The organism is Mesorhizobium ciceri WSM4083 (assembly GCF_000519305.1).
Classification (GTDB): Bacteria; Pseudomonadota; Alphaproteobacteria; order Rhizobiales; family Rhizobiaceae; genus Mesorhizobium; species Mesorhizobium ciceri_B.
In genome coordinates this window covers 190238-216373 of record NZ_JAFG01000005.1, presented here as the reverse complement: position 1 = coordinate 216373, position 26136 = coordinate 190238, and the positions used below count along the sequence as shown (strand labels likewise).

The following is a 26136-nucleotide window of genomic DNA, read 5'->3' as shown; positions in this document are numbered from 1 at the left end:
CCTATTTTTCGAGACGCGCCAGAAGGGAGGACGTGTCCCAGCGCTTGCCGCCCATCGCCTGCACATCCTTGTAGAACTGGTCGACGAGTGCGGTGACCGGCAGTCTGGCGCCATTGCGGTCGGCCTCGGCCAGGCAGATACCGAGATCCTTGCGCATCCAGTCGACGGCGAAGCCGAAATCATATTTGCCGGCGTTCATCGTCTTGTGGCGGTTCTCCATCTGCCAGGAGCCCGCAGCACCCTTGGAAATCACCTCGATCACCTTCTCGATGTCGAGCCCGGCCTTCTTGCCGAAATGGATGCCCTCGGCCAGACCCTGGACGAGGCCGGCTATGGTGATCTGGTTGATCATCTTGGTGAGCTGGCCGGCACCGGCCGACCCCATCAAGCCGACCATGCGGGCAAAGGCGTCGATGACAGGCTTCGCTTTGTCGAAAGCGTCCTGCTCGCCGCCGACCATGACGGTCAGCACGCCGTTCTCGGCGCCGGCCTGGCCGCCCGAGACCGGCGCGTCGAGAAACGAAAATCCACCGGCTTGCGCCGCCGCCGCCAACTCGCGAGCGACCTCTGCCGAGGCCGTGGTGTTGTCGATGAAGACGGAACCCTTCTTCATCGATTTGAAGGCGCCTTCCGGACCGGTCGTCACCGAACGCAAATCGTCGTCATTGCCGACACAGGAGAAGACAAAATCCTTGCCTTCGGCGGCCTGTGCTGGCGTCGCCGCAAGGCTGCCGCCATGCTGGCCAACCCATTGCTCGGCCTTGGCCTTGGTGCGGTTGTAGACGGTGACGTCATGGCCGCCCTTGTTCTTCAAGTGCCCGGCCATTGGATAGCCCATCACGCCAAGACCGAGAAATGCAACAGATGCCATGAGCTTGCCCTTCAGAAACGGAATTTGCTGCGAGACGTCTAGGCTCTGCGCGCAATTCGTCAAGATGCGTAGGGCAGGATCGACTGGTGCAGCTGAATTTGAAAATAGTCAGCGTTTCAGGTGAACGGTGATCCGGCGCTCGATCCATTCGACGCCATGGCGCAATATCTCGACCATCACCAGATAGACGAGCGCGACCCAGATATAGGCCTGGATGTCGAACGAGTTGGCGAAGGCGAGCTTGGCATTGCCCATCAGATCATAGACCGTGATGATGGCGACGATGGCGGACGCCTTGACCATCAGGATCAGTTCGTTGCCATAGGGCCGCAAGGCGACGATCAGGGCCTGCGGCAGGATGATCTTGCGCAAGGTCTGCAGTTTGTGCAGGCCAAGCGAGGCCGCGCCTTCCCATTGCCCTCTTGGCACGCTCTCGATGGCGCCGCGCAAGATCTCCGCCTGGTAGGCGGCGGTGTTGAGCGCGAAGGCAAAGACGCCGCAGTTGAACGCGTCCTTGAAAAAATCCCAGAGGCCTACCGACTGAAGCTCGACGCGGAACGAGCCCAATCCGTAATAGACCAGATAGGTCTGGACCAGCAACGGCGTGCCGCGGAAGAAATAGACGTAGCAATAGGCGAGGCCGGACAGGATCCGGTTCTTGGACATGCGCCCATAAGCGACGGGCACCGACAGTATCGCGCCGAGCACCATCGATATGGAAACCAGCGAGAGCGTTACCCCAAGCCCACGCAAATAGGCCGGCGCATATTTGGCGAAGAACTCAGGGTTCCAGGCGAGGAAGAGATAGCTGACGATGCCAATGCCGAACAAAATCCATAGGCAGACCAGCGCGTAACCGGCGATACGCCTGCGCGGCCAGCCGCGCGCCCGTGGCGGCGGACGTTCGACCATTGTGGCGGTGGCGCTCATCGCTGCGCCTCCCGCCGGCCGAGCGAGCGCAGGATCGCGCTGGTGGCGAAGGACGACAGGACGGCCAGGGCAAGAAAGACCAGGGAGGCGACGCCGAAGAACAGGAAAGCGTGCTTGGTGACGCGGGCGGCAATGCTGGCATTGCGCAGCGTCTCGGCGAGGCCGACGACCGACACCAGCGACGTGTCCTTGAGCAGGCTGAGCCAGCAGTTCTCCAGGCCGGGGAACGCGATGCGCAGCAGCTGCGGCACGATCACCTTGCGCATGGTCAGCCAGTTCGAAAGACCGATGGCATAGCCGCCCTCGTATTGGCCTTTGGGAATGGCGCGGAAGGCCGACAGGAAAACCTCGCTGGCATAGGACGAGAAGATCAGCGCAAGCACGATCATGCCGGCGACGAAGCTGTTGACGTCGATGGTGGTGTCCGGCCGGAAATACCTGACGAGATGCTGCAGCAGGATCGGCATGCCGAAGAAGAACAGGAAAAGCGTCACCAGCTCCGGCAGGCCGCGAAAGACGGTGGTGTAGATGTTGGCGGCAAGGCGCAGCGAGGGTTCTTCGGACTGCTTGGCGAGAGCGATGAAAAAGCCGATCGTCAATCCGATGGGCAGCGTGGCAAGCGCAAGCGCTATGGTGATCAGTGCGCCATAGGCAATATCGTCAAGCCAGCCTTCGGGTCCCCAACTGAGAAGTGTCCATATGCTCTGGGCTGGCATCGACCGGTCTTATCCCCACGGCATTCCCAAGATGAATAGAAAGACGGCGGGGAAATTCCCCGCCGTCTTGACCTTTATCAGGACTCGGCGCCGTAGACGTCGAACTTGAAGTACTTGTCGTTGATTTCCTTGTATTTTCCATTGGCGCGAATGGCGTCGATGGCTGAGTTGAGCTTGTTGACCAGGTCGGTTTCGCCCTTGCGCACGGCAATGCCAGCGCCAGGCCCGAAGATCTCGACCGGCTGCGGCGACGGTTGGCCGAGGATCTTGCAGCAGGCGCCGTCAGGCGAATCCAGAAACTGCTGCAGCACGACGATGTCGTCCTCGATGGCGTCGAGACGACCATTGGCAAGATCTGCCTGCTCCTCGGGGCTGCTCGGATAGCCCTTCACGGTGCTGTCGGTGTAGGTCTTCGAGGCATAGTTGAAATGCGTCGTGGTGGTGGCGACGCCGATGGTCTTGCCGGCGAGATCTTCCTTGGTCACGCCTTTCAGCGTGCTGTCCTTCGGCACGGCGAGCGCCGACGGCGTGTTGTAGTATTTGTGCGAAAAGTCGACCTTTTCCATCCGCTCCGGCGTGATCGACATCGAGGCGACGATGGCGTCGAACTTGCCGGCCTGAAGGGCGGGAATGATGCCGTCCCAATCCTGGGCGACGAAGGTGCACTTTACCTTCATCTCATCACAAAGCGCCTTGGCGATGTCGATGTCGAAGCCTACGAGCTGACCATCGGCGGTAAGGTTGTTGAAGGGTGGGTAGGCGCCTTCGGTGCCGATCCTCAGGGTCTTTTCCTGGGCTTGGGCGACGCCGAGCGTCAGCAGCGCGGCCGATGCGGCAAGCGCGATACGCAGTGAAATACGCATGATGGTCCTCTCTTATGGTCCCGGCCGTCGTTCCGAACGGCTCTGTGGGGCGGTGCTTTTGACCGCCCGCTGGCGCGATACTCCCACTCTTTCCAAGAAAAAAGCAACTGCAAAACCGTAAAAATGGGCAAGGCTATTCTGCCGTTGCGTCAGCGCTCAAGCAACGAGCCCGGTGGTGTGCTCGATGAAGTCGGCTATCGATTTTGCATCGTCGAGATCGAATACCGGCAGCTGCTCGCCTTCAATCGCAAAATCGGCGGCGACAGCGACGATGTTGGGATCCTCCGCCGAAAGCGGCGTGCGGTCCTTCGCATCCAGCCGGCGGGTTTCGATCTTGCTGTGGGCTTCGCGCTTGTAGCCCTCGACCAGCACGAGGTCGCAAGGGGCAAGCCGCGACAGGACAGTCTCCAATGTCGGCTCATCCTCGCCGCGCAGCTCGTGCATCAGTGCCCAGCGAACGCCGGAGACGATCGCGACTTCGGTGGCGCCGGCCTGCCGGTGGCGAAAACTGTCGGCACCCGGTTTGTCGATGTCGAAATCATGATGGGCGTGTTTCACCGTCGACACCTTCCAGCCGCGCCGGACAAGTTCGGTGACCAGCCTTTCGGTCAAAGTCGTCTTGCCGGAATTCTTCCAGCCGGTGATGCCGAAGACGCGTCTGTTCATGGCTTGATGCTCTGCAACAGACGCTCGGCAGACACAAGATCGTCCGGTTCGTTGATGTTGAAGAAAGGGTCGACCCCCGCCGATGGCGGAACCGGGAATTCCACCTCGACAAAACCGTGCCGGTCGATGAAAGCCGAAACCCGCCTGATATCCTCGTCGACCAGAAAGTGCCGCAAGGCGTCGCGGCAGCCGATCGGCCAGAGCGCGAAGGTCGGGTGCCGCTTGCCGGCAGAGCGGGCAACAGCAATCGAACCGGGGCTTCGATCGGCGGCCGCTGCCAGACGCGCGACAAGGTCCAACGGCAGGAAAGGTGTGTCGCCGGCAGCGGTGACGATCGCCTGGCAGGCCGTGTTGGCGGCGGCCCATTCGAGGCCGGTGAGGATCCCGGCAAGCGGCCCGGCAAAGCCGGTCACCGTGTCGGCAAGTACCGGCAGGCCAAAGCGCAGGAACCTTGCAGGGTCGCCATTGGCGCTGAGCGCCAGCGATTCGATCTGCGGGGTGAAGCGCGACACGACCTGGTCAAGCAGGCAGCCATCGCCAAGCGGCAACAGGCTCTTGTCGCCGCCGCCCATCCGTCTGGACTGGCCACCGGCCAGAATGATCCCCGCAATGTCTCGCTTCATGCCACGAAGCCTGTACGCCAGCCGTCGGAAATCACAAGAACCTTCAATGATCTGGCTAGATTCCGTCCGGAACCATGGTTGGCCCCGTGCTTTCGGCAACGATCTTTCGCCGGCCGACGATCCGCTCACGGTAGAGCGCATAGAGGCCGGAGCCGATGATGATGGTGGCGCCGACGATCATCGGCAGATCGGGAATGTCGGCGAAGATGAACAGGCCAAGCAGGATCGACCAGATCAGGGCCGTGTAGCGGAACGGCGCGATGAAGGAGATGTCGCCCGCCCGCATCGCCATGATGATGAACTGGTAGCCGATCACCACCAGCACCGCGGCCAGGGCCAGCAGGGCTGTGCTGTCCCCCGTCATCGGCGTCCAGCCGCCCATTGCCGGCAACAGCGCCGCACCGACGATGGTCATGGCAAGCGCGGTTGCCGTCGACACCAGCAATGTCGGAATAGCCTTGGGGATCCGCTTGGTTGCGAGATCGCGCACCGCACAACAGGCGACGCTGGCAAGCGCCGCCAGCGAGTAGATGCTGAACCCTTCGAAGCCAGGCCGCACGATGATCAGCACGCCGGCAAATCCGATGGCGATGGCCAGCCAGCGCCGCCAGCCGACAGCCTCGCCAAAGACGAGTGCGGCCCCCATCGTCACCGCCAGTGGCAGCGCCTGCAGCACCGCCGAAACATCGGCGATCGGCAAATGGGCGAGGGCGACGAGAAAACTCACCGTGGCGCCGGCCTCGCTGACCACCCGCAAGGCCACCAGAGGCTGCAGCATCGAGCCCGGGCGGGCGAGCGCGCCGCGCTGCCAGGCGAGTAAGCCGACGAAAAGCGAAGCGAAAGCGCCACGGATCAACATGACCTGCGCCATGTTCATCGATTGCGACGAGTATTTGGTGATGGCGTCATTGAGGCAGAAGCCGGCCATCGCCACCACCATGAACAACGCGCCGCGAATATTTGGTGACAAGGGCAAGACGGCTACCGGTTCTGCTAATGCATGTCGCCCAAAAGTGACCTCGTTTTGGGGAAACGACATGCATAGGAAACAAAGACCTGAAGCGCGTCGCCTGAATCCGTTCAACCGCGACTCGCTTTAGGCAGTAAGCCTGTAACAGCCGGGCATGAAACAGCAACAGCAAAGGGCTGGGCCACAGCCTTGTTTGTGGCCCAGCAGATCACCTGCGATGGCGCACTTATTTCTTCGGCGTCAGCACTTCGGTGCCATTGCCTTCCTTGCCGGCGATGGTCCACAGACCATGCAGCGAGCCGTCATCCATCATCTTGTAGACGACAAGGCCGATATCCTTGCCCATGACATAGCCGGCGGAGAAGGCGTCGTCGTTGCGCATGCAGATGCCATCGGAAGATGAGCCACCCGTCTCCCAATGGATGGTGCAGGTCGTTCCGCTGGTCAGCGCGATGGTTGCCTCGCCGCCATAGGCCGAGCCGTCGAAGTTGGTGCCGGCGACGGTATAGGTGCCGCCGATCGACTGCGCCGCTGCGGGCACGGCCGCGAGACCAAGCAATGCCAGAGTAAGAACGAGTTTGCGCATGATGTATTCCCCCTGTGAGCGAAGAGCCGCTTCCAGGGAAAGGCTAGGCTGGAACAGACTGGCCGTAAATCCGGCTGCGGTTCGCGAACAAGACTTTTTCTGGGGTGTGGTCCGAAACCGTCATGGCCCCTTGAGACTGCCGACGATGGCGCCGACCAGCGGGTCGTATTTCGACTTCAGGGCCGGAGGGTAGTCGACCCAGACCGTGCGGATGATACCGTCTCTCCCAAACAGACGTCGCTCGTAAAAGATCTTTCCATCCTTAACGCCCGACAGCACCGCCCAATCGCTGCCGGCCTTGCCATAGGTCACCTTGTAGCCGGCTTCATCGCTGGCCTTCTCGGCCGCCACAAAGCCCTTCGGCGTATCGTTGTCTATGTTGAGGATGCCGGAGCAGATCAGGCTGGCGCCATCGGCGCTCAGCCATTGCTGTCCGTCGCCATTTTCGGGCTCCGGCTGGCGATCGGTGAAGATCTCGTCGGGAAAGGTGCAGACGGTGCCGAAGCGCCCGTTCACATAAGTGAACGGCGCGGCGACCGCACTGGTTGCTGCTATTGTCGCAATGGCCAGGAATGAAAAGTGCAGCCGCATGCTCGCCTCGAGGTCATGATCCCGAAGCGATCTTGCATGAATTTTGCGAAAAGATCAGCCGCCGGTGACGCTCATGTGGCGCGATACCGATGGGCGGCTGGTGCGGCGGTCGATGATGAAGTCGTGGCCCTTGGGCTTGCGGCCGATGGCTTCGTCTATTGCATCGGCGACCAACTCGTTGCCCTCGGAGGCGCGCAAGGGCGCACGGAGATCGGCGGCATCTTCCTGGCCCAGGCACATATAGAGCGTGCCGGTGCAGGTCAGCCGGACGCGGTTGCAGCTTTCGCAGAAATTATGCGTCATCGGCGTGATGAAGCCGAGTCGTCCGCCGGTCTCGGCGACCTGAACGTAGCGCGCCGGGCCGCCGGTCTTGAAGGGAATGTCGGTCAGCGTGAACTGGCGCTCCAGCGACGCGCGCAGCAGCGAAAGCGGCAGATACTGGTCGGTGCGGTCGGCGTCGATTTCGCCCATCGGCATGGTTTCGATGACCGTCAAATCCATGCCGCGGCCATGCGCCCAGCGCATCATCTCGGGCAGCTCGGCGTCGTTGAAATCCTTCAGCGCCACCGCGTTGAGCTTGACCTTCAGCCCGGCCGCCTGCGCGGCATCGATGCCTTGCATGACCTTGTCGAGATGGCCCCAGCGGGTGATCTTGTGGAACTTGTCGGCATCGAGCGTATCGAGCGACACGTTGATGCGCTTGACGCCGCAATCGGCGAGTTCGGCGGCAAAGCGCGACAGCTGCGAGCCGTTGGTGGTCAGCGTCAGTTCTTCCAGCGCGCCGCTGTCGAGATGCCGCGACAGCTGGCGCACCAGATGCATGATGTTCTTGCGCACCAGCGGTTCACCGCCGGTCAGACGCAATCGCCTGACACCCTTTTCGATGAAAACCGTGCACAGCCGGTCGAGCTCTTCCAGCGACAGCAGGTCCTTCTTCGGCAGGAAGGCCATGTCCTCGGCCATGCAATAGGTGCAGCGGAAATCGCAGCGGTCGGTGACCGACACTCTGAGATAGCTGATCGTGCGACCAAAGGGGTCGATCATGTCCATGCTTCAAGCGCTTCCCGTGAACGACGTCGTTATATACCGCTATGTGATACGATACGGCCTGGCATTCAAGATAGCCGGTGTTGATCTTTGGTAACATCTCTCAGCCGACATCGCATGTCGGTCGGCCTTGTCAGGTCTTTTCCCGTTTGGCGAAGCGGCGTAGGGAAGGGTGGATGATACGGGATCGAACAGCATGACCGCACCGAAAGAACTCCGGGTCTCGAAGGACCGCAAACTTCTGTCCGTCACATTTCCCGACCACCATCCGTTCGAATTGCCGGCCGAACTGCTGCGCGTCGCCTCGCCATCGGCCGAAGTGCAAGGCCATTCGCCCGAACAGCGGGTGACGGTCCCCGGCAAGCGCAATGTGGCAATCCTGAAGATAGAGCCGGTCGGCAACTACGCCGTGCGCATCACCTTCGACGATTTCCACGACACCGGCATCTTCACCTGGAATTACCTGCACACGCTCGGCCACGAAAAGAATGCGCGCTGGGAAGCCTATCTCGCGGAGCTTGCGGAAAAGGGCCTCAGCCGGGACCGCTAGATTGATTCCCCTCATTGTCGTCAAAACGTCATCGAGATGGCGTAGCGCCGGCAAAGGTCTGGAGGCGAGAAAAATGTCCGTCATCACCACGGTCGAGCAGCTCGAGGCGCTCTATGGCGTTCCAGGCGAGGCCTCACTGGTCAAGGAACTCGACCAAATCATTCCCGAATATGCCGCCTTCATCGAAGCCTCGCCCTTTGTCGGGCTGGCAACCAGCGGGCCGGAGGGGCTGGACTGTTCGCCACGCGGCGATCTCGCCGGCTTCGTGCGCATCCATGATCCGAAGACGCTGATGATGCCGGACCGACGCGGCAACAACCGCGCCGATTCGCTGAAAAACATCATCCGCGACCCGCGCGTCGGCCTGCTATTCCTGGTGCCGGGCTCCGGCACGACGCTGCGCGTCAACGGCCGCGCTCATATCACGACGGATACAGCGCTGTGCGCGTCATTCACGGTGGACGGCAAGGCGGCGCGATCGGTAACCGTCGTCGACATCGATTCGGTCTATTTCCAATGCGCCCGGGCCATCGTCCGCTCCGAGCTGTGGAACCCGGCAAGGCATGTCGACCCGAAGTCGCTGCCGACGCCCGGGCAGATCCTGGAAATCACCAGCCGCAAGAACATCGATGGCGAAACCTACGACAAGGAATGGCCGGAACGGGCGAAGAAGACGATGTGGTAGCGGGCTGAAAGGCCGTCACGCCTCCTTCAGCACATCATAGATCTTGCGCATCTGCTCGCCGATCATGTCACATTGTTCCGGCGTCGACTGGCTCATCGCCTTCTCGATCAGCGCCATATGCACTTTCAGCGCCTGCATCAGCAGCGCCTCGCCGGCCTCGGTGAGGGCGAGCCGCAGGATGCGCTTGTCCTTCTCGTCGCCTTCCCGGCGCAGCAAGCCACGCGCTTCCAGCTGCGGCAAAAGCATGGTGATGTTGGAACGGCCGACGAGCAGCTTGCGGGCAAGATCGTGCTGCGACATGCCGGGGTGGCGATAGAGGTTCATCAGCACGTCGAGCTGCGCCGGCTTCAGGTCGAGCGGCGCCAGCTTCACCGCCAGCGTGCGCTCCAGCACATGGCAGGCGCGCGCCACCGCGACCCAGTTGCGGAAACGCGGGTTGTCCCAAGGCAGCTCTTGTTTATTGTTCATCTTTGAACTATTATGTTCATGCTTGAACGTATGGATGGATTTTCACTATGGCATCATTCGGGCTGAAGGTCATCCGGGGCGTGTTCGGTGCGGCAGAGCGTGTCGCGCCGCGGCTCAGCGGACGCGCGGCGTTCGAATTGTTCTGCCGCACCCCGAATGTCAAGGCGCTCAGCGAAGGCGAGCGCCGCGCAGTCGACCGTGCGGCCGGGTTCATGACCGAGGCGCGTCATCACCGGCTGAAGACCGCGACCGGCTGCGTCATGGTGCACGAGTTCCGGCCCGAGCCGGGCAGGGGCGTTGCCGGCACGGTGCTCGTCGTGCATGGCTGGCGCTCGCGCACCGAATATATGCGCGCCTTGATCGAAGGTTATCGCGCCGCCGGCTACAGGGTCGTTTCGCTTGACCTGCCTGGCCACGGCCAGTCGCAGGGCAGGCGCCTCAACATGGTCAATGCCGTGGACGCGGTGCGGGTTGCCGGCGAGTGGTTCGGCCCCTTCGTGGCAGTGGTCGGCCATTCCTTCGGCGGCGCCGTCGCCGCCAACGCCATCGCCGGTTCGGTCAAGAACATCCCGCCGCTGGCGGCCGGACGCCTGGTGCTGATCGCGGCGCCCAGTTCGCTGCCGGCGATCTTTGCCGACTTCAGTCATATGCTGAATGTAGGCCCGCGCTCCCAAGCCGCCATGGCGGACCGGGTCGAGCATCTTTCCGGCCGGCCGCTGCACGAATTCACCGGCGACCGCCAGCTTGCCCAGGCCCCGGTGCCGACCCTGGTCATCCACGCGCCGGATGACCGCGAAGTCTCGGCCGATCACGCAAGGCGCTATGCCGGCGCCGGCGGCCATGTGCGGCTCTACTGGGCCGACGGGCTTGGCCACCGCCGTATTCTCGCCGACAAGGGTGTGGTCGAACACGCGGTCGGCTTCGTGACGAATCGCGAGCCATTGCTGCTGCATTGAGCGGCGGTCGAGATTATTTCTTCTTCTCGCCGGGTTCGACCGGCAGTCCGGCGGCCTTCCAGGCGGTGTAGCCGCCAAGGATGTGCTTGACCGGCGAAAGCCCCATATCCTGCGCCGTCTTTGTGGCCAGCGCCGAGCGCCAGCCGCCGGCGCAGAAGAACACGAAGCTCTTTCCCGAGGCGAAGAACGGCTTGTGATAGGGGCTTTCTGGGTCGATCCAGAATTCCAGCATGCCGCGCGTGACATGTTTGGCGCCCGGAATTCTGCCATCGCGTTCCACCTCGCGGGGATCGCGCAGGTCAACGAAGATCGTGTCTTCATCGTCGAGCAGCCCGGCCGCTTCCTCCGGCGAAACCACCTCGATCACGGCGTTCGCCTCGTCCAGCAGCTCGCGATAACCCTTTTTCACGCTCTCATCCCTCCGGCCTTGCTGGCGGATTTCGAGCACACCAGCCGGCGTTTGTCACGCCGCGCTGCCGCCGGCCAGCGTCCTCCAGGCCGCCATGGCCCCGGCCACCGTCGCCAGCAGGGCATCATGTGAGGCACCGTCACGCGCCTGTATCGACATGCCGTGCTGGACCGTGGCGAAAAAGGTCGCGGCGGCATTCGAATCGAAATCCGCGGGCAATTCGCCTTCGGCAACGCCGCGCTCCAGACGCTTTTGCAGGGCGCTGTGGTTTTCGGCACGACGACGGCGAAGATCATCGCAGATGGCGCCGCGGCTCGAATCCTGATGCAGCGCGCCGAGCGTGATCAGGCAGCCCTGCGGGCGATCGTTCTGCGAATAGGCTTTCGCCGTCAGGCACAGGAATTGTTCGATCGCCAACCGCGCGGTCGGAGCCTCATCCAATGCCAGCCAGATGTCGGCACCCTCGGTGTGTGAATAAAAATCCGTCGCCTCCAGGAACAGCGCCTCCTTGCTGCCGAAGGCAGCGTAGAGGCTGGGCGAGTTGATGCCCATGGCGGCGGTCAGCTCGCTCATCGATGCGCCTTCGTAACCGCGCGCCCAAAACACCTGCATGGCGCGACGCAGGGCTGCGGTTCGATCGAAGGTGCGGGGGCGGCCTCGTTCCGACATGATGCTCTTTTCTGTGTTGATCGATACATAATTAAGTTGACGCCGACGGGCAAGGCTGACAGATATTTATGTATCGATCGTTACAAAAGGAGAAATCGATGTCATCCAACCAACTGGGCGGCAAGGCCGCGCTCGTCACCGGCGGCAGTCGCGGCATCGGTGCGGCAATTGCGCGACGGCTCGCGGCCGACGGCGCCAGTGTCGCGCTGACTTATGTGCATGGCGAGGAGCAGGCTCGCTCGGTTGTCGCCGAGATAGAGGCCGAGGGTGGCCGCGCCATCGCGATCAAGGCCGACAACCGCGATGCGGTCGCCATAGACAAGGCGGTCGACGACGCCGTGACCGCCTTCGGCCGGCTCGACATCCTGGTGAACAGCGCAGGGATCTGGCGCGCTGCCCCCATCGACACGCTGTCGCTCGCCGATTTCGACGAGACCATGGAGGTCAATCTCCGGGCCCCGTTCATCGCTTCGAAGGCGGCGGCCGTGCATATGGGTGAGGGCGGCAGGATCATCTCGATCGGCAGCAACCTTGCCGAGAGGGCGACCGACGGCAGCCTCACGGCCTATTCAGCCAGCAAGGCGGCGCTGGTCGGCCTGACCAAGGCGCTGGCGCGCGACCTCGGCCCGCGCGGCATCACCGCCAATGTCGTCCACCCCGGCTCGACCGACACCGACATGAACCCGGCCGACGGCCCGCATGCCGAACACCAGCGCCGGAAGATGGCAACACCGCGCTTCGGCAAGGCCGAGGACATTGCCGGCATGGTCGCCTGGCTCGCAGGCCCGGAAGGCCGCTTCGTCACCGGCGCTGCTCTGACCATCGATGGCGGCGCCAACGCCTGATCCGCAGAGATTTCCGGCTGGGGCGGAACAACCCTCCGCTCCAGCCGTCACGATCTTGTGAAACCGTTCTGCAACAGGCTTTCCAAAATTTATGAAAGCTTAACGAAATCGGTATGAATCAGTATAGTCGCGCCTTACATCCGCCATGCGGTGAGCGGGACGATCTAGCGTGCGGAACGGGAACCGGTTGCGGCCGGAGCGGGTGATTCATGAAATTCCTCGGAAACAAAGCAACCGTGATGCCGCTGCTGGCAGTCACGGCAACGCTGGCTTTCGGTGTACCCCAGGCAGGCGCGCAGGGGCTCTTCGACATGCTTTTCGGCGGCGGCGTCAAGCATGCGCCGAAAGGCGAGTTTCCGCCCCCGCCACCGAAGCACAAGCCAAAGCCGAAGGCGCCGGCCAGCGGTGGCGGTGCGAGAATCAGCAGCCCATCCTATTACACCTATAAGGCCGACCGGCTGGTTCGCGTCGACTTCTCGGCGCTGGCCCCGACGCCGGAGCCGGCGGCGCCACAGGACGCCGCCTTCGTTCCGTCGGCTACGGGTGCCGCGTTTCGTGAAGCGGTTGCCAGCTTGGGCGACTACGAACTTTTAGCCGAGCCCGACATCGCCAAGGCGCTGATCGCCTACTACTCGGCCAATCCGGATTTCATCTGGATAAGCGGAACCAGCCTCAACAGCCGCGCGCAGGATGCGGTGCGGGTGCTTGGCGAGGCTTCAAGCTATGGTCTCACGCCCGCCGACTATACGGTCGAAGTGCCCGCTGCCGGCGCATCGACGACTGACGCCAATGCGCAACTGAAAGAGCTCGTCCGTTTCGAGATGGCGCTTTCCGCGCGTGTGCTGCGCTATGCCCGCGACGCCCAGAACGGCCGCGTCGATCCCAACCGCATGACCGGATACTATGATTTCCCGGCCAAGCCGCTCGATCTGCAAGGCGTGCTGAAAACGCTGGCTCATACCCAGCAAGTGCGCACCTATCTCGAATCGCGGCATCCGCAGAATGCGGAATACCAGGCGCTGCGTGTCGAACTCGAATCGCTGCAGGCCAGTGCGGAAAACGAAATCGTCGTCGACCCCAAACTGTTGCTGAAGCCGGGCGAAACCAGCCCCGAACTGCCGAAGCTGCTGACCCTCATCGCGCGCAATCTCGATGACGAGATGGGCGGCGCCTATGGCGAGATCCTGTCCAGGCTGGCCACCAGCGAGGTCTATGATCCGGAACTGGTCCCGGTTATCAAGGCCGTGCAGCAGAAGGCAGGCATGAAGGGCGACGGCGTCATCGGCCCGCGCACCGTCGCGACGCTGGCCGGAACATCCAAGGCCGACAAGCTGCTGAAGGTGGAAGTGGCGCTGGAGGAACTGCGCTGGCTGCCCTCCGATCTTGGCAGCCCGCGCGTCTTCATCAACCAGCCGGCCTTTACCGCAAGCTACATCGACAATGGCGAGGAAAAGCTCAAGACGCGTGTCGTCGTCGGCCGGACCACCAACCAGACCTCCTTCTTCTACGACCAGATCAAGCAGGTCGATTTCCATCCCTATTGGGGCGTGCCGCAGTCGATCATCGTCAACGAGATGCTGCCGAGATTGCGCAACGATCCGGGCTATCTTGACCGGGCCGGCTATGAGGTGACGGATTCGCGCGGCAAGCGCATTCCTTCCTCGGCGGTCAACTGGGGCGCCTATGGCTCGAACATCCCCTACAGCGTGCGCCAGCAGCCGAGCGAGGCCAATGCATTGGGCGAATTGAAGATCCTGTTCCCCAACAAGCACGCGATCTACATGCACGACACGCCGCAGAAATCATTCTTCCAGCGGGATATGCGCGCGCTCAGCCATGGCTGCGTGCGGCTGCAGGACCCGCGCGGCATGGCCGCGGCGGTGCTTGGCACCTCGGTGGACTATATCGCCGAGAAGCTGAAGCACGGCCACTCGACCGAGAATGTGACACGCACGATCCCGGTCTATGTCGCCTATTTCACCGCCTGGCCTGATCTGTCCGGCAAGGTCGAATATTTCGGCGACGTCTACGACCGCGACTCGCGGCTGAAGCAGGCTCTGGACGCTACGGAGGCGGTTCGCTCGCCTTCGAGTTGATCCAAGCCTTTCGGTAGGCCGTGAACTCATAAATAGGACGTGACCGGAAGCGGAAAGGCGGCTGAGAGGGAACGAGGAGCGGCGGCTTACCGTTGTCGGACAAGCTCAAAACGCAACTGTGATCCTGTTTCGGCAGGGACGAACGATGTTGAGCGCTCGAAGCGGAGGCGCCTATGTCGAGCCATTATGCGATTCTCGAAGCCCCCTCCACGCTGGGCCTGGCGACCGACGGTGTGGAGCGCTTGCCTGACCGACTGCTTGACCTTGGCCTTGCGGAGCGCATCCATGCGCGCCGCGCCGGACGGCTGGTTGTGCCTCCGAAGGACCCGACGCCCGATCCCGAGACCGGCACCCTGAACGCCAGGGCAATTGCGCAGTGGTCGCCCAAGCTCGCCGACGCCGTGGAAGCGGTGCTTGACGCAGGCGGGTTTCCAGTCGTGCTGGGCGGCGATTGCACGATCGTGCTGGGCACGGCGCTCGCGTTTCGACGGCGCGGCCGTTACGGCTTGCTCTTCATTGACGGCAACGCCGATTTCTTCCAGCCAGAGGCGGAACCCAATGGTGAAGGCGCCTCGATGGACCTCGCCTTCGTCACCGGCTACGGTCCGTCGCTTCTGACCGACATCGAAGGTCGCGCTCCTCTGGTCCGCCCTGAAGACGCTGTCGCCTTCGCGTATCGCGATCACAAGGATCAGGAGGAGTACGGAAGCCAGCCGCTCCCCGAGGAGCTCAAGGTGCTTGACCTTCCCGCTGTGCGCGACACGGGCATCGAGGCCGCCGCACGCGAAGCGGTCGATCACCTGACGAGAGCGGAATTGGACGGCTTCTTCATCCATCTCGACGCCGACTGTCTCGACGACGTCATCATGCCGGCTGTCGATTTTCGCGTGCCAGGCGGGTTGTCTTGGGACGAATTAACGGCCGCGCTTCGGCTTGCCTTGGCGAGCGGCAAGGCAGTCGGCCTCGAGATCACCATCTACAATCCGCGCCTTGATGAGGACGGCAGCGCCGGACGCGGCCTCGCCGACGTATTGGCCGCTGCGCTCGGAACAGCAGCGCCCTCACGACGACGAGCCATGTCTGCTCTACGCAGCAAGGAGCGACCGACTTGAGGTCGTTTCCTACTGCCTTCATATTGCGGCGGAATCTGTTTCGCGGCTCCGCATGAGCCGATAGGCTGGACTCCGCGATTGTGAGTCTGCAGCTAGTGGCGCTCGAACAATGGCCGCCGGAAGCCGGCGTCACGCCCGGCGATCAGCCAATAGAGCAACCCGGCGATAAGGCCGGCAGCGGCGATGATGCCGATGTCGACCCAACGCTCCGGGTCCATATCCTCCGGTGCGCTCGGCCAGATCAGGGCGAAGCCGCCGACCGCGGCGCCGGCGCCGAAAACCATGTGCAGCAGGACATTGCGCAAGGAGAAGAACTCGGCGATCAGCGCGAAGATCAGCGTCTGCAGCGCGGTCACCACGATGGTCAGGAAATAGACGAACATGCCGAGCGGCGGCACCAGCAGCACCGCGATCGGCGAAACCCCCATGACGTCGAAATAGCTGGGCGCGTTGGGCAAGGAACTGAGCACGCCATAGATCATCGCCACGGCGATCAGGCCGACCAGAACCGACACAAAGTAGCCGGCCAACATCATCAATATGCGCTTCATCACGTGCTTTGCCGTCGCCATCCCCATCCCCCAATGCGGCGCGCACAGTCAGCCATCAAAGCGAGGCTGACGCAAGGGGGCGACGGTTGGCAAGGGCAATCGCTTTAGGCCAACGACAAGTCCGACTTGCAGCGGAGAACGCCAATCGCCAAAGTCAGCGCTGCCCCTCATTGTCCTGCCGGACATTTCTCCCCGTATAGTGACGGGGAGAAAGGGGCTGGCCGCAACGCCGGCGCCATCCTCGCAACGCTGGCGATTGGCGAAATGCGCGATGACAGCGTCCCTCTCCCCGTTACCTATACGGGGAGAGGATGCCGGCAGGCAGGTGAGGGGCGGCGCCGGCGCCGGGAAAGGCTGGCTAATTTGATGCGGCGAACCCTATTTCGGCTCCGCCGTTACAGGATCGTAGGTGATTTCAACCTTCGCCTTGTCCGCCGTGTAATAGGTGACGGTGTAGGCGCCGCTGTCCCAGTCGACCTCGTCCACATAGCGAAAGCCGTCGCGCTGCTCGACCTTGGCGATGATCTCCGACAGCTTCTTGGCATTGGGCGGCGGCAGCGGCTTGTCGTCCGCGGCGAGGGCCGGCGCGCCGGCGAGAAGAACGGCGACGCTTGTCGCCAGCAGAAATCTGGACATGGCTTTCCCTCAAGTTTTCGTCGGAGAGAAACTCGCTGGCGTGCCGGTTTGTTCCGCAGCCGGAATGCGTGCCGATTCGGTTCACCAATTTGCAGCTGCCCGAATGAGGGGCCGCCGCCCGCTTGACTTAAGCGGCGCGTCGCTGAGCGGGGTGGAGACCTGAACGGGATCGACGAGGGTCGACGGCGGTCACGATGCTGTGGTGGTGATCGCAATAGACGCGATCCGCCGAAGTTGGCCCGGCACAGAAACGATAACCGCCGGGTACCGACCGGTCTTCGCTTACCGGGAAGCGGCACTGATAGACGCCTAGCTGGATGAGGGGGACGTCTTTCGAAATTGGTCTGACATTTTCAGGCATGGTTTTTCAGGTTCCTGGTTCATAGCCATTGCCGGCTGACGGCCGCTGCGCGACCGCGTCAAAGCGAGCTTCTCTCGTTTTGGAGGGCTGTGGATCACCATATGGTGTCGCTCGCAGTGTCAATGAAGCCCCGAAACCCTGCTTTCGCAAGCCAATCATTGCGACTTAAGGCCACACCGGCTGCTGGGCGGGGGCTGCGGAAGCGAATACATTTTGTCAGCAGACAATGTGGTCGCGCCCCGGAGCGTCTCTTCGAACCGTTGCGCCGGTGCTATGGTGTGCCTGCATGATCAGAGAGCAGGGATATGAGGCATGCCCGAAATCACACGCCGTACACTTCTTGCGTTCACCGCCGTGGCCTCGGTCATTGAACCGACATTTGCCGAAGCGGAAGGTGCCTCACCCGAATTGCGGGCGCTGATCGGAGCCCATGAGGCCAGCTATGCCGGGCTTCACAGGGTTGTTCGTCGAGCGGGCAGCAGCAGCCACGAACGCAAGACGGCAGACCGGATTGAACAGGAAGCATTGCTGGCCATCTGTTCCTATCCGGCGATCAGCCGAGGCGACCGCCGGGCCAAGGCCGATTACCTGTTGACCGCCGAGGCTCGGGGTGAACTCGACCTGGAAGAGCACATGCAGGCCATCCTGCACTCGATGAAGCGCTGATCGCGGCTCGACCGGGGCATCTCCACAACCAGACATCGCCGACTCTACCACCGTGGCGACAAGCGGGTCGGGCATTGTCGGTATCTCTAGGTCGATGCTCTATAAATTTGTTTGGCGAAGGCAAATTGCGTGCGAGAAAATTCGGGCGCGCGCACGTTAATCCTCAAATTCGAATCGGAGCGGTATTGAGGGAGATGACCTGATCAATGAGGCGGCGTTCACAGCGGCCACAGATCGACTGACGTAAGGATTTGGTGGGCGATGCAGGGATTGAACCTGCGACCCCACCCGTGTGAAGGGTGTGCTCTCCCGCTGAGCTAATCGCCCGCTCGTTGCCCGAAGGCCAAGCGAGCCGCGATATAAGGGAGGCAGGTGCGGTAAGTCAAGGCGCTGTCCGGCGTTCTGACAAGGATCGGATTTGCTGCCCTCACAGCCCTGTCTGCGACGCGACGCCGGCCGCCTTCCGGTTAGTTTCCGGCAGCGGCAATCAGCCTTTGCGCCAGGTCGAGCGTCAGCGCGTCGAAATGCGAAATGACAGCCGAGGGTTCGAATTCGCGGACATGGCGGTCGGTGTAGCCGAAATCGACCGCCACCACGGGAATGCCGGCGGCTTTCGCCGTGTCGATGTCGGTTTGCGAATCGCCAACCATCAGCGCGTGGTGCGGGTCGCCGCCGGCCAGCTTGATGGTCTCGATCAGATGGCGCGGGTCGGGCTTGCGGAAGGCGAACGTGTCCTGGCCGGCGATGGCCGCGAAATGCTTGGTCAGGCCGAGCGCCTCGATCAGCGCCAGCGAGTTGGCTTCGTATTTGTTGGTGCAGATGGCGAGGATATAGCCGGCCGCCTCGAAGCGCGCGATCGCCTCGACGACACCGGGGTAGGGGCGCGACTTGCCGGGGATGTTGAGCGTGTAGTGGTCGAGGAAAAGTTTCAGCAGCCGGTCGTGCTCCTCGACGGCAAGCGATCGCTGATGGGCGGCGTGCGCCCGCTCGATCATCACCCGGCCGCCGTGGCCGACGAAACGCCTGAAGCCGGCTTCGTCGACCGCCGCGATCTCGCTGGCGGCAAGGCTGTGGTTCAGGCTGTCGAGCAGGTCCGGCGCTGTGTCGATCAGCGTACCGTCGAGGTCGAACACGATGATCGGTCGGGTCATGGTCTGTCCTGGGCAGGTGTGCAATGGGCAGGCGATAGCGGCTGCGGCGCGTCAAGGCAAGCGCGGGGCCAGTTCGTTCAGGCGGGCCTGCCCATCGGGCATTCGCTGCTGGACACCGATATGAAAAACCCGCCTCGGCGGCGGGTTGTTGGCGCAAATCGGCACCATGGGCAAAAATGTAGCATAGCTGCACTCACCGGTCAAGGAAATAATTCCTATAAACGCATCATTTGGGGACCCGCCGCCTGGGGCTTTGACCGGACCGGCAAAAATGCTACGAGCCCGGCAGCGAACTTCCGGGGCAACAACCGACATGGATGCAAGGCAGTTGAAGGTCGAAGCCGCGCGGGCAGCACTCGCCCATGTGAGTGACGGCATGCGGCTCGGCATCGGCACCGGCACAACGGCCGAGGAATTCGTGCGGCTGCTCGCCGAAAAGGTCGCCACCGGCATGACCGTCATCGGTGTGCCGACTTCGGAGCGCACTGCGTTGCTCTGCCGCGAACTCGGCGTGCCGCTGTCGACGCTAGAGGAAACGCCAGAGCTCGACCTCACCGTCGACGGCGCCGACGAAGTCGACCCGGAACTGACCTTGGTCAAGGGCGGCGGCGGCGCGCTGCTGCGCGAGAAGATCGTCGCCGCGGCGTCCCAGCGCATGATCGTCATCGCCGACCGCTCCAAGATGGTTGAGACGCTCGGCCGTTTTCCCCTGCCGATCGAAGTCAATCCGTTCGGCCTGCGCGCCACTGAAATCGCGGTTGCCGCAGCGGCTGAAAAGCTCGGTCTTTCCGGACCGGTCACATTGAGGATGACGGGGGGACAGGCTTTTGTTACAGACGGCGGCCATTTTATCCTCGATGCATCTTTTGGCCGCATTCCGGATACAAGAGCGCTTTCGAATGCTCTCCACGCCATTCCGGGCGTGGTCGAGCATGGTCTTTTCATCGGGCTGGCTTCAGCGGCCATCATCGCCGGCGGCGACGGTATCCAAACCGTCCATGCCGCCCGAAAACCAGGGAGTTCTACCGATCATGATGTTGCATAACCGGGTTCGCAGCCTTTCCGTCCTTCTGGCGGCCTCGGCCGTTTTCGCCTTCTCTTCGCCGGCGTTTTCGCAGGATGTCACGGATTCGCACCTGAAGGCCGCCCGCGCGGCGGTCGCTGCGATCCACGCGACCGACCCGTTCGATGCCATCCTGCCGCAGGCGGCCGCGGCGCTCGAATCGCAGCTGATCCAGAAGAACCCGGACATGCAGGAACTGATCGGCAAGACGATCAACGAGAAGGCGCTGGCGCTGGCCTCGCGCCGCGCCGACCTCGAGAAGGAAGCAGCACTCGCCTACGCAAAAGTGTTCTCCGAAAAGGAACTGACCGACATCGCCGCTTTCTACAATTCCGATTCGGGCAAGAAGCTGCTCGATAGCGGCCCGACGGTGACCCGCGAACTGGTCAAGGCAGCCGATATCTGGCAGAACGGCCTCGGCCGCGATCTCGCCCAGCAGGTCGGCGAAACGCTGGCCGCCGCCGCCAAGGCAAAGGCGCAGGCGGCACCTGCCGCGCCCGCCGACGGAGCCGCCGCTCCGGCCGATGGCGCAGCGCCCGCCGATGGCGCGGCCCCCGCGGACAACAACTGACCCCGCATTTTCAAATGGCCTTGCGGCCTACTGCGAAAGCCCGGCCTGTCCGGGCTTTTCTTTTGCCGTTTTGCGGCCTACCTGTCTGACACATTTCTGAAACCTGGGAGCCGCGTCATGGCCGGTTACGACTACGATCTTTTCGTCATCGGCGGCGGCTCGGGCGGGGTGAGGGCGGCGCGTGTCGCGGCGGCACTCGGCAAGCGTGTCGGCATCGCCGAGGAATACCGCTATGGCGGCACCTGCGTCATCCGCGGCTGCGTGCCGAAAAAGCTCTATGTCTATGCCTCGCAATTTCCCGAGCATTTTGCCGACGCCGCCGGCTATGGCTGGACGGTGCCGGAAGCCAGCTTCGACTGGCAGACGCTGGTCGCCAACAAGGATCGCGAGATCAGCCGGCTGGAGGCGATCTACGTCAGGAACGTCGAGGGCGCCGGCGGCGAGACCTTCCACTCGCGCGCCATGATCGTCGATCCGCATGTCGTGCATCTTCTGGGTGAGGATCGCACCGTCACAGCAGACCAGATCCTGATTGCCACCGGCGGCCGACCCGCGGCGCATCCGGCGCTTCCCGGCCATGAACATTGCATCTTTTCCAACGAGGCTTTCGACCTCAAGGAATTGCCCAAGGCGATCATGATCGAGGGCGGCGGCTACATCGCCGTCGAGTTCGCCAACATTTTTCACGGTCTCGGCGTCGACACCACGCTGGTCTATCGCGGCAAGGAGATCCTCAGCCGGTTCGACATGGACCTGCGGCGTATGCTGCACGAAACGATGGAAAAGAAGGGGATAAGGATTCGCTGCCATTCCGTGTCCGAATGGATCCGCAAGCGGCCGGACGGCCGGCTCGACGCGCTCGTCAGCGGCGGCGAGGTGCTGACCGTCGACCAGGTGATGCTGGCCATCGGCCGCATTCCCAACACCGAGAATATGGGCCTGGAAGGCATCGGACTGGAGATGACCAAGACCGGCGCCATCGCCGTCGACCAATACTCCCGTACCAACGTCGACAGCATCTGGGCGATCGGCGACGTCACCAACCGCGTGCAGTTGACGCCGGTGGCGATTCATGAGGCGATGTGTTTCATCGAAACCGCCTTCAAGGGAAATCCGACCGCGCCCGATCACGAGACGATCGCGACCGCTGTCTTTTCACAGCCGGAGATCGGCACGGTCGGCCTGTCGGAGGACGATGCCGTCAAGCGCTTCCCCGACATCGAGATCTACCGCGCGACATTCCGGCCGATGCGGCACACGCTGTCCGGGCGCGACGAGAAGATGCTGATAAAGCTGGTGGTCGATGGCGCGTCGAAAAAAGTGCTTGGCGCCCACATATTGGGGCCGGATGCAGGCGAGATGGCGCAGCTGCTCGGCATCCCGCTGAAAGCCGGCCTGACCAAGGATGATTTCGACCGCACGATGGCGGTGCATCCGACAGCGGCGGAAGAACTGGTCACCATGTACAAGCCGACCTATCGCGTGAAGGACGGCGCGCGGGTCGATTGACGGCAAATCCGGGTTGAGGAACTCCGCCGCGGCAAGGTCATGCCGCGGCGAAGATCGTCGCTACAGAAGCGTGCCGCGCAGGATCACCAGCGCCACCGAAAAGTAGATCACCAGCCCGGTGACATCGACCAGCGTGGCGACGAACGGCGCCGATGCGCTGGCAGGGTCGAAGCCGATGCGTTTCAAGGCGAACGGCAGCATCGAGCCCGACAGCGAACCGAAGGTGACGATGCCGACCAGTGCAGCACCCACCGTGGTGGCGATCAGCGGCCAGTGCGGGCCATAATCGTAGAAGCCCATATATTGCCAGAGCGCGATGCGGCAGACGCCGACCACGCCGAGCATGGCGCCCAGCACCAGGCCGGTGGGCAGCTCACGCAGCGCCACCCGCCACCAGTCGCCAAGACCGATCTCGCGCAGCGCCAGCGCGCGGATGACCAGCGAAGTCGCCTGCGAGCCGGAATTGCCGCCGGAGCTCATGATCAGCGGGATGAACAGCGTCAGCACGATCGCCTTCTCCAGCTCGCCCTCATAGCTCTGCATGGCGTTGGCCGTCAGCATCTCCGAGATGAACAGCGCGCACAGCCAGCCGCCGCGTTTCTTGATCATGGCGAGAAAGCTCATCTTCATGTACGGCTCGTCCAGCGCCTCCATGCCGCCGAAACGGTGCACGTCCTCGGTCGTCTCCGCGATCATCGTGTCGATGATGTCGTCGATGGTGACGATGCCGATGATCTTGCCATGGTCGACGACCGGAACGGCGAGCAGATCGTATTTGGAGATCGTCTGCGCCAGGGTTTCGCGATCGGTCAGCGGGCCGACCGTCACCGGAAGGTGATCCGGCGCCACCGTCATGATCGAATCGTCCGCCTCACCGGTGATCAGCCGGCGCAGGCCGGTCGAGCGCACGAGCAGGTGCGTCTGCGGATCGACGATATAGATCGCGTAGACGGTTTCGCGCGTCCGCTCCACCTTGCGGATGTAGTCGAGCGTCTGCCCGACGGTCCAGTCCGAGGGCACGCTGACGAACTCCGTCGTCATGATCGATGCGGCGCTGCCTTCGGGATAGCCGAGGATGGAGAGCAGCGTTGCGCGCAACGGCGGCGCAAGCCCGCCAAGCAGCTCGGAACGGGCCGGCTCTTCCAGCTCGCGCAGGATGTCGGCGGCCCGGTCGACCGACATGGCGGTGAGCAGCTTGCCCGCCTTGACGCGCGGCAGCGCCTCCATGAGTTCGGGCGCGCCGTCGAGTTCCGGCTGATCGAAGATCTCGACCAGACGTTCGAACGTCACTTCGCAGAGCAGTTCCGTCGCGGTCTCTCGAGGCTCCCTGTTCAGGGCCTCGACAATGTCGGCGACGTGATCATTGGCTAGGATACGGGCAATCGCGACGGCTTCGTCGCTTGCCACCGTGGTAAATTCGTTCATGGCTCACTCCTTGCCGTCCGGCAGGACATGAACCATGTGAGGTCACGTCAGGGCGGACGGCTGTTGCGTTCGACTGTGACTGTCGCCAGGCATGGCGCGGTGACCTTTCCGCTTGCGGGTTCGCGTTTTTACTATCTGCAAGCGGGCGCAACATAGGAGCGCGCCTTGCCGTGTCAATCGCGGTGAGGAGGGAAAAGGCCGACGAGCGGCCGAGATCGCGAGACTGTGATCGCCGGCCGCCGTTCGACCAGGCAGACCGGGGTGGAATAGCCGTTATTTCTGCTTCAGCCGGCGCGAGAAGCGCAGCCACTTGTCTTCGACCGGCCTTGGGGCCGGCCTGGGCTGCGCCAGAATGGTGGTGAGTTCGGCGGGCAGGGTTGGAACCAGCGGCTTCTTGGTGGCGACGCCGTCGGCGATCGCGACGATGCTGTGATAGAATTCGCTGCCCGTCATCGATCTCGGCGCCACCGCCTCGTGCATGACGCTGATCACCGTGACATCGGGGCAGTTGTCCTTGATGGCCTGGTGGAAGGCGACCTTGCCATCGGGGTCGAGCGCGCCGGTCGCCTCGTCGAGGAACAGCAGCCCCGGCTGCTGCAGCACGATGCGAGCCACCACCAGCTTCTGTTTCTGGCCGCCCGACAGAACCTGGTCCCAGCCTTTGCCTTCGCGGCTTTCGTCGTTCATATGCGAGAGGAAGTCGCCAAGGCCGGCCTTGTACAGCGCCGCCGCGACTTGGGCGTCGCTATGATCGCGCTCGGAGCCCGGCAGGCAGACCAGCTGTTTCAGCGTTACCTGCTGCAGCTTGACCTCCTGGGCGGCATAGAAACTCTTCACCCCTTCGGGGAAGACGATGGTGCCCTGGCCATAGGGCCACAGGCCGTTGATCGCCTTGATCAGCGACGTCTTGCCACAACCGGACTCGCCTTTCAGGAAAGTCCATTCGCCGCGCCGGAAGCGCAGATTGGCGGCGCTGAGGAAGGGCGTTGCATCCTCGCCTTGATGCGCCAGTTCGAGCTTCTGGATGGTCAGGCCGAAAACCGGGTTCTGGCTGGTGTAGCGGAAGTCGGAACGGCCGGTCTGGCTGTAGAACTCCTGCGGGTGCTGGACATTCTCGATCGCGTTGGCCAGCTCGGTGACACGCTGGCTGTTGGCGCGCAGCGTGGCGATGGCGGGCATGACGTGGATGAACCACGAACACTGGCCGATCAGAGAATTGACCAGCTCGGAGCCGGTTATATAGCCCTTCAGATCGAGGCGGTTGTGGATGAACGGCACGAGGCCCGGTCCATAGGCGACAATGCGCGCGCCGATGAAATTGTAGATCAGCTCGAACGACATGTAGACGGTGTTGACGATGTTCAGCCGCGTCCAGGTGCCGTCGATATCGACATAGAGCCGGCCATGCATGGTCCTTTGCACGCCTTCGCCCTGAGACGCCGCGACATGGAAGGAGCGGCGCAGGAACGTCGTCAGTTCGCCGCGATAGCTGCCTTCGGCCTTCTGCATCCTGACGTTGAGGCGCTCGAGCAGGCCGCCGAGCTTGACCGCGATCCATGTGTTCAGCGGCACATAGGTGGCGACGGCCAGGAAGGCGAGGATGGCGCTGCCATAGCTGCCGAGGAACTCCAGCCCCTTCACCTCGACGGAGTTTTCGAGCAGCTTCTGGCCGACGAAAAAGAGCGAGGTGGCAACGGCCAGCACGCCCATGGCGAGCCCGATGGCGCCGCCGGTCATGTCCTTGATGGATTCCTGGACGCGCTGGTCGATGTTGTCGGGCGCACCGCCGCCGGTCGACGCGTGCTGGGCATGGAAATGCGTGTGATTGTTGTCCAGCAATGCCTCATTGAAGCGGCTGTCCAGCCAACCGCGCCACTTGCGGTGCAACGTCGCCGAGACAAGGTTGCGGATGCCGGTGAAGCCAGCGTCCTTGAGCACGACCAGCAGCACGAGGACGCCGGCATTGACCAACAGCGAGCGAAGCGGCGTGGTGTTGGCGGCGTCATGGAAGAAGGCGATCGAATTGACCAGTTCGCCGGAGGCTTCGGCAAACCAGACACCGGCCTTGCTGGACAGCGCCGTGAGCAGCGCGATCACCAGCGTCAGCGTCCAGGCTTCCTTCCAGCGGTCGGAAACCCAGTACGCCCGCATCAGGCCCCAGAAGCTGCGCATCGACGACACCGGCGTCAGAAGCGATCGCCCTGCGGCATCGCGAGGTGTTTTTTCCGGTACTGACTCTTGCGATGGTCTACCGACCCGAATCACGATCCCGCCCAAACCTTTTTTCTTTTGTTACGGATGGTAACACCAATTGATCATTTTCCATTAATTTAAAACCGGGCCGACCGGATTGCCCTGGCAGCCGTTGCCGTGAGGCAACAGATTACATGCTGAAATATAGCGGCAACGGTCGATAAAAATCATGATATCGCTATTGATTTCAGATACTTGATTTACAGAGGCGTGACATTGGTTGGGTTCCCTTAGGGAAGGTTTTCACACGGTTTTGTGAACTCGAAAACGGTAGGACCGAGCACTTTTCTCAAAGCG

Annotated in this window: 29 protein-coding genes and 1 tRNA gene; 10 read left to right on the top strand and 20 right to left on the bottom strand. The window is 62.6% G+C overall.

All coding sequences use genetic code 11. From position 1 onward, the window contains the following. Window position 1: 1 nt before the first annotated feature. The 10 genes from MESCI2_RS0110865 to moaA form a co-directional block, all read right to left on the bottom strand. Window positions 2–871, bottom strand: coding sequence for an NAD(P)-dependent oxidoreductase (locus tag MESCI2_RS0110865; RefSeq protein ID WP_013531708.1), 870 nt, complete (start codon window positions 869–871; stop codon window positions 2–4). Between the two features lie 108 nt (window positions 872–979). After that, window positions 980–1801 (bottom strand): ABC transporter permease, encoded by an 822-nt coding sequence (locus tag MESCI2_RS0110860; RefSeq protein WP_027036617.1) that lies wholly within the window; start codon window positions 1799–1801, stop codon window positions 980–982. Next, the gene (locus MESCI2_RS0110855) at window positions 1798–2517 is read right to left on the bottom strand and encodes an ABC transporter permease (protein ID WP_027036616.1); all 720 of its coding nucleotides are present in this window, start codon (window positions 2515–2517) and stop codon (window positions 1798–1800) included. Before MESCI2_RS0110855 ends, MESCI2_RS0110860 begins: the two co-directional genes overlap by 4 nt. Window positions 2518–2594: 77 nt before the next feature. Then, window positions 2595–3380, bottom strand: a complete 786-nt coding sequence (locus tag MESCI2_RS0110850; protein WP_027036615.1) for an ABC transporter substrate-binding protein — start codon at window positions 3378–3380, stop codon at window positions 2595–2597. Window positions 3381–3536: 156 nt separating this feature from the next. Further along, complete coding sequence (gene mobB / locus MESCI2_RS0110845; RefSeq protein ID WP_027036614.1) at window positions 3537–4046, bottom strand: molybdopterin-guanine dinucleotide biosynthesis protein B; 510 nt, start codon at window positions 4044–4046, stop codon at window positions 3537–3539. Then, window positions 4043–4669: a molybdenum cofactor guanylyltransferase MobA gene (mobA, locus tag MESCI2_RS0110840; protein ID WP_027036613.1), complete on the bottom strand. Its 627-nt coding sequence runs from the start codon at window positions 4667–4669 to the stop codon at window positions 4043–4045. The genes mobB and mobA overlap by 4 nt, the downstream gene beginning before the upstream one ends. Window positions 4670–4724: 55 nt before the next feature. Further along, window positions 4725–5645, bottom strand: coding sequence for a DMT family transporter (locus MESCI2_RS0110835; RefSeq protein WP_027036612.1), 921 nt, complete (start codon window positions 5643–5645; stop codon window positions 4725–4727). Between the two features lie 220 nt (window positions 5646–5865). Beyond that, entirely contained in the window at window positions 5866–6225 is a 360-nt protein-coding gene (locus tag MESCI2_RS0110830) for a hypothetical protein (protein WP_027036611.1), read from the bottom strand. Between the two features lie 120 nt (window positions 6226–6345). Then, on the bottom strand, window positions 6346–6816 hold the full coding sequence (locus MESCI2_RS0110825; protein WP_027036610.1) for a hypothetical protein: 471 nt from the start codon (window positions 6814–6816) through the stop codon (window positions 6346–6348). 54 nt (window positions 6817–6870) lie between these two features. After that, window positions 6871–7866: a GTP 3',8-cyclase MoaA gene (gene moaA, locus MESCI2_RS0110820; RefSeq protein ID WP_027036609.1), complete on the bottom strand. Its 996-nt coding sequence runs from the start codon at window positions 7864–7866 to the stop codon at window positions 6871–6873. A 193-nt stretch (window positions 7867–8059) separates the two neighbouring features. Here moaA and MESCI2_RS0110815 point away from each other — a divergent pair, with 193 nt between their 5' ends. Further along, window positions 8060–8413, top strand: coding sequence for a gamma-butyrobetaine hydroxylase-like domain-containing protein (locus MESCI2_RS0110815; protein WP_027036608.1), 354 nt, complete (start codon window positions 8060–8062; stop codon window positions 8411–8413). A gap of 73 nt (window positions 8414–8486) precedes the next feature. Beyond that, entirely contained in the window at window positions 8487–9098 is a 612-nt protein-coding gene (locus tag MESCI2_RS0110810; RefSeq protein ID WP_027036607.1) for a pyridoxamine 5'-phosphate oxidase family protein, read from the top strand. Window positions 9099–9113: 15 nt separating this feature from the next. Here MESCI2_RS0110810 and MESCI2_RS0110805 read toward each other — a convergent pair whose 3' ends face one another. After that, window positions 9114–9566 carry a MarR family winged helix-turn-helix transcriptional regulator gene (locus MESCI2_RS0110805; RefSeq protein WP_023813960.1) on the bottom strand — a complete coding sequence of 151 codons (453 nt, stop codon included), beginning with the start codon at window positions 9564–9566 and terminating at the stop codon, window positions 9114–9116. A 47-nt stretch (window positions 9567–9613) separates the two neighbouring features. On the opposite strand from MESCI2_RS0110805, the gene MESCI2_RS0110800 reads away from it, so the two are divergent. Then, the gene (locus tag MESCI2_RS0110800; RefSeq protein WP_027036606.1) at window positions 9614–10522 is read left to right on the top strand and encodes an alpha/beta hydrolase; all 909 of its coding nucleotides are present in this window, start codon (window positions 9614–9616) and stop codon (window positions 10520–10522) included. Window positions 10523–10535: 13 nt separating this feature from the next. Here MESCI2_RS0110800 and MESCI2_RS0110795 read toward each other — a convergent pair whose 3' ends face one another. Both MESCI2_RS0110795 and MESCI2_RS0110790 read right to left on the bottom strand, forming a co-directional pair. After that, window positions 10536–10931, bottom strand: coding sequence for a rhodanese-like domain-containing protein (locus MESCI2_RS0110795; RefSeq protein WP_013531694.1), 396 nt, complete (start codon window positions 10929–10931; stop codon window positions 10536–10538). A gap of 54 nt (window positions 10932–10985) precedes the next feature. Then, window positions 10986–11600 (bottom strand): TetR/AcrR family transcriptional regulator, encoded by a 615-nt coding sequence (locus MESCI2_RS0110790; protein ID WP_027036605.1) that lies wholly within the window; start codon window positions 11598–11600, stop codon window positions 10986–10988. A gap of 98 nt (window positions 11601–11698) precedes the next feature. Here MESCI2_RS0110790 and MESCI2_RS0110785 point away from each other — a divergent pair, with 98 nt between their 5' ends. The 3 genes from MESCI2_RS0110785 to MESCI2_RS0110775 all read left to right on the top strand — a co-directional run bounded on the left by MESCI2_RS0110785 (window position 11699) and on the right by MESCI2_RS0110775 (window position 15653). Continuing rightward, on the top strand, window positions 11699–12445 hold the full coding sequence (locus MESCI2_RS0110785; RefSeq protein WP_027036604.1) for a 3-oxoacyl-ACP reductase family protein: 747 nt from the start codon (window positions 11699–11701) through the stop codon (window positions 12443–12445). A 209-nt stretch (window positions 12446–12654) separates the two neighbouring features. After that, window positions 12655–14541: a L,D-transpeptidase family protein gene (locus MESCI2_RS0110780; RefSeq protein ID WP_027036603.1), complete on the top strand. Its 1887-nt coding sequence runs from the start codon at window positions 12655–12657 to the stop codon at window positions 14539–14541. A gap of 173 nt (window positions 14542–14714) precedes the next feature. Further along, window positions 14715–15653 (top strand): arginase family protein, encoded by a 939-nt coding sequence (locus MESCI2_RS0110775; protein WP_027036602.1) that lies wholly within the window; start codon window positions 14715–14717, stop codon window positions 15651–15653. Between the two features lie 92 nt (window positions 15654–15745). On the opposite strand, the gene MESCI2_RS0110770 is transcribed toward MESCI2_RS0110775, so the two are convergent. The 3 genes from MESCI2_RS0110770 to MESCI2_RS1000000139270 all read right to left on the bottom strand — a co-directional run bounded on the left by MESCI2_RS0110770 (window position 15746) and on the right by MESCI2_RS1000000139270 (window position 17201). After that, window positions 15746–16231 (bottom strand): hypothetical protein, encoded by a 486-nt coding sequence (locus MESCI2_RS0110770; RefSeq protein ID WP_027036601.1) that lies wholly within the window; start codon window positions 16229–16231, stop codon window positions 15746–15748. Window positions 16232–16582: 351 nt separating this feature from the next. Further along, window positions 16583–16840: a PepSY domain-containing protein gene (locus MESCI2_RS0110765; protein WP_024503292.1), complete on the bottom strand. Its 258-nt coding sequence runs from the start codon at window positions 16838–16840 to the stop codon at window positions 16583–16585. Window positions 16841–16967: 127 nt separating this feature from the next. Next, the gene (locus MESCI2_RS1000000139270; RefSeq protein WP_127219003.1) at window positions 16968–17201 is read right to left on the bottom strand and encodes a GcrA family cell cycle regulator; all 234 of its coding nucleotides are present in this window, start codon (window positions 17199–17201) and stop codon (window positions 16968–16970) included. A 312-nt stretch (window positions 17202–17513) separates the two neighbouring features. Here MESCI2_RS1000000139270 and MESCI2_RS0110760 point away from each other — a divergent pair, with 312 nt between their 5' ends. After that, entirely contained in the window at window positions 17514–17867 is a 354-nt protein-coding gene (locus MESCI2_RS0110760; RefSeq protein WP_027036600.1) for a hypothetical protein, read from the top strand. 252 nt (window positions 17868–18119) lie between these two features. On the opposite strand, the gene MESCI2_RS0110755 is transcribed toward MESCI2_RS0110760, so the two are convergent. Beyond that, window positions 18120–18194: transfer RNA gene (locus tag MESCI2_RS0110755), tRNA-Val, on the bottom strand. Window positions 18195–18334: 140 nt separating this feature from the next. Further along, the gene (locus MESCI2_RS0110750) at window positions 18335–19018 is read right to left on the bottom strand and encodes a phosphoglycolate phosphatase (protein WP_027036599.1); all 684 of its coding nucleotides are present in this window, start codon (window positions 19016–19018) and stop codon (window positions 18335–18337) included. Between the two features lie 313 nt (window positions 19019–19331). Here MESCI2_RS0110750 and rpiA point away from each other — a divergent pair, with 313 nt between their 5' ends. From rpiA to gor, 3 genes are all read left to right on the top strand, one after another. After that, window positions 19332–20063: a ribose-5-phosphate isomerase RpiA gene (rpiA, locus tag MESCI2_RS0110745; RefSeq protein ID WP_027036598.1), complete on the top strand. Its 732-nt coding sequence runs from the start codon at window positions 19332–19334 to the stop codon at window positions 20061–20063. Continuing rightward, window positions 20050–20652 (top strand): DUF2059 domain-containing protein, encoded by a 603-nt coding sequence (locus MESCI2_RS0110740; RefSeq protein ID WP_027036597.1) that lies wholly within the window; start codon window positions 20050–20052, stop codon window positions 20650–20652. The genes rpiA and MESCI2_RS0110740 overlap by 14 nt, the downstream gene beginning before the upstream one ends. Window positions 20653–20769: 117 nt before the next feature. Further along, a complete protein-coding gene (gor, locus tag MESCI2_RS0110735; RefSeq protein WP_027036596.1) occupies window positions 20770–22161 on the top strand; it encodes a glutathione-disulfide reductase in 1392 nt (463 codons plus the stop codon). Window positions 22162–22221: 60 nt separating this feature from the next. On the opposite strand, the gene mgtE is transcribed toward gor, so the two are convergent. Beyond that, window positions 22222–23586, bottom strand: a complete 1365-nt coding sequence (gene mgtE / locus MESCI2_RS0110730) for a magnesium transporter (RefSeq protein ID WP_027036595.1) — start codon at window positions 23584–23586, stop codon at window positions 22222–22224. A gap of 273 nt (window positions 23587–23859) precedes the next feature. Beyond that, a complete protein-coding gene (locus MESCI2_RS0110725; RefSeq protein WP_027036594.1) occupies window positions 23860–25758 on the bottom strand; it encodes an ABC transporter ATP-binding protein/permease in 1899 nt (632 codons plus the stop codon). Window positions 25759–26136 lie beyond the last annotated feature (378 nt).

Coding starts and splice junctions, on each gene's coding strand:
- mobA (WP_027036613.1), bottom strand. CDS start 4,669: ATGAAGCGAGACATTGCGGGGATCATTCTGGCCGGTGGCCAGTCCAGA.
- MESCI2_RS0110815 (WP_027036608.1), top strand. CDS start 8,060: ATGACCGCACCGAAAGAACTCCGGGTCTCGAAGGACCGCAAACTTCTG.
- MESCI2_RS0110775 (WP_027036602.1), top strand. CDS start 14,715: ATGTCGAGCCATTATGCGATTCTCGAAGCCCCCTCCACGCTGGGCCTG.
- MESCI2_RS0110740 (WP_027036597.1), top strand. CDS start 20,050: ATGATGTTGCATAACCGGGTTCGCAGCCTTTCCGTCCTTCTGGCGGCC.
- MESCI2_RS0110780 (WP_027036603.1), top strand. CDS start 12,655: ATGAAATTCCTCGGAAACAAAGCAACCGTGATGCCGCTGCTGGCAGTC.
- MESCI2_RS1000000139270 (WP_127219003.1), bottom strand. CDS start 17,201: ATGCCTGAAAATGTCAGACCAATTTCGAAAGACGTCCCCCTCATCCAG.
- MESCI2_RS0110805 (WP_023813960.1), bottom strand. CDS start 9,566: ATGAACAATAAACAAGAGCTGCCTTGGGACAACCCGCGTTTCCGCAAC.
- MESCI2_RS0110825 (WP_027036610.1), bottom strand. CDS start 6,816: ATGCGGCTGCACTTTTCATTCCTGGCCATTGCGACAATAGCAGCAACC.
- MESCI2_RS0110765 (WP_024503292.1), bottom strand. CDS start 16,840: ATGTCCAGATTTCTGCTGGCGACAAGCGTCGCCGTTCTTCTCGCCGGC.
- MESCI2_RS0110760 (WP_027036600.1), top strand. CDS start 17,514: ATGCCCGAAATCACACGCCGTACACTTCTTGCGTTCACCGCCGTGGCC.
- rpiA (WP_027036598.1), top strand. CDS start 19,332: ATGGATGCAAGGCAGTTGAAGGTCGAAGCCGCGCGGGCAGCACTCGCC.
- MESCI2_RS0110865 (WP_013531708.1), bottom strand. CDS start 871: ATGGCATCTGTTGCATTTCTCGGTCTTGGCGTGATGGGCTATCCAATG.
- MESCI2_RS0110810 (WP_027036607.1), top strand. CDS start 8,487: ATGTCCGTCATCACCACGGTCGAGCAGCTCGAGGCGCTCTATGGCGTT.
- MESCI2_RS0110800 (WP_027036606.1), top strand. CDS start 9,614: ATGGCATCATTCGGGCTGAAGGTCATCCGGGGCGTGTTCGGTGCGGCA.
- moaA (WP_027036609.1), bottom strand. CDS start 7,866: ATGGACATGATCGACCCCTTTGGTCGCACGATCAGCTATCTCAGAGTG.
- MESCI2_RS0110855 (WP_027036616.1), bottom strand. CDS start 2,517: ATGCCAGCCCAGAGCATATGGACACTTCTCAGTTGGGGACCCGAAGGC.
- MESCI2_RS0110830 (WP_027036611.1), bottom strand. CDS start 6,225: ATGCGCAAACTCGTTCTTACTCTGGCATTGCTTGGTCTCGCGGCCGTG.
- MESCI2_RS0110785 (WP_027036604.1), top strand. CDS start 11,699: ATGTCATCCAACCAACTGGGCGGCAAGGCCGCGCTCGTCACCGGCGGC.
- MESCI2_RS0110790 (WP_027036605.1), bottom strand. CDS start 11,600: ATGTCGGAACGAGGCCGCCCCCGCACCTTCGATCGAACCGCAGCCCTG.
- gor (WP_027036596.1), top strand. CDS start 20,770: ATGGCCGGTTACGACTACGATCTTTTCGTCATCGGCGGCGGCTCGGGC.
- MESCI2_RS0110770 (WP_027036601.1), bottom strand. CDS start 16,231: ATGGGGATGGCGACGGCAAAGCACGTGATGAAGCGCATATTGATGATG.
- MESCI2_RS0110725 (WP_027036594.1), bottom strand. CDS start 25,758: ATGCGCAGCTTCTGGGGCCTGATGCGGGCGTACTGGGTTTCCGACCGC.
- MESCI2_RS0110750 (WP_027036599.1), bottom strand. CDS start 19,018: ATGACCCGACCGATCATCGTGTTCGACCTCGACGGTACGCTGATCGAC.
- mgtE (WP_027036595.1), bottom strand. CDS start 23,586: ATGAACGAATTTACCACGGTGGCAAGCGACGAAGCCGTCGCGATTGCC.
- MESCI2_RS0110850 (WP_027036615.1), bottom strand. CDS start 3,380: ATGCGTATTTCACTGCGTATCGCGCTTGCCGCATCGGCCGCGCTGCTG.
- mobB (WP_027036614.1), bottom strand. CDS start 4,046: ATGAACAGACGCGTCTTCGGCATCACCGGCTGGAAGAATTCCGGCAAG.
- MESCI2_RS0110860 (WP_027036617.1), bottom strand. CDS start 1,801: ATGAGCGCCACCGCCACAATGGTCGAACGTCCGCCGCCACGGGCGCGC.